An 810-nucleotide genomic window follows, 5' to 3' on the forward strand; every position below is an offset into this window, starting at 1 on the left:
CAGGCATCAATTTCTGAATAATTTGTTCTGTGCTTTTTCCGTGGTATTTTTCCATATTACTCTCCTAAAAACTAAAAAATTTTATCTAAAGTTGCTCCGATTCCAGATTTAACTCTATCTTTTATCGAATCCTGTTTACCATCATGATTCCAATCACCTTTGTTAAATTTGATTCCATCAGTTTCTATATTAATTTCTATAAAAACATCCAAGCTTATTCCACTCCAATAAAAGATCCGTTTGCTGCATCACTAATAAGAAATAATGTAAAAAAAACTGCTTGTTTAAACAGTTTTTTACATTATTTCTTATTTTATTTTAGATAATACATTTTTTTGGAAAGTACGCTCTTCCTGATCTTCATATCCAGTTGAAACAACTTCTTGAATATCATCATGATTAAATAAATAAGTGAAATCTGGATTAATATAGCCTTCTGGATAAGGACATCCCATATAATCGAATTTTCTTACCTCATCTGTTGCTACTTTTTGTTTTCGCCCAAAAATCATAAGTTTCTTTGTACCTTCTTTTAAAATTACAATAGATCCTATAGGAAAAAGTTGCGAATTCATTGTATGTCCTCCTCCTTATTAATTGTTTTTTTAAGAATTTAAGGAATCTAGATTGGTTTTCCATCTCTTTAAATCAATATATATACATATATATACACCATATATACTAGACACAACAGCCAATAAAGAAAAGACTAAAATTAAGACCGTCGCTAAACCGTTTTGTGATAATGTACCTATACATATTTGTCCAATAACATATCCCAATCCTGATAAATAAACAATTGGAGAAATT

Annotated in this window: 1 protein-coding gene and 2 pseudogenes; all 3 read right to left on the minus strand. The window is 28.6% G+C overall.

Going from position 1 to position 810, the window contains the following annotated elements; genetic code table 11:
* Nucleotides 1–71: 71 nt before the first annotated feature.
* Nucleotides 72–191, minus strand: a pseudogene (locus H6481_RS28235) (type VII secretion protein); the annotation flags it as partial.
* Nucleotides 192–308: 117 nt separating this feature from the next.
* Nucleotides 309–575: a DUF4176 domain-containing protein gene (locus H6481_RS28240; RefSeq protein ID WP_001088075.1), complete on the minus strand. Its 267-nt coding sequence runs from the start codon at nucleotides 573–575 to the stop codon at nucleotides 309–311.
* Between the two features lie 30 nt (nucleotides 576–605).
* Nucleotides 606–810: pseudogene (locus tag H6481_RS28730) on the minus strand (hypothetical protein); the annotation flags it as partial.

Origin of the sequence: Bacillus sp. ME78 (assembly GCF_903970865.1) — a bacterium.
GTDB lineage: Bacteria > Bacillota > Bacilli > Bacillales > Bacillaceae_G > Bacillus_A > Bacillus_A cereus.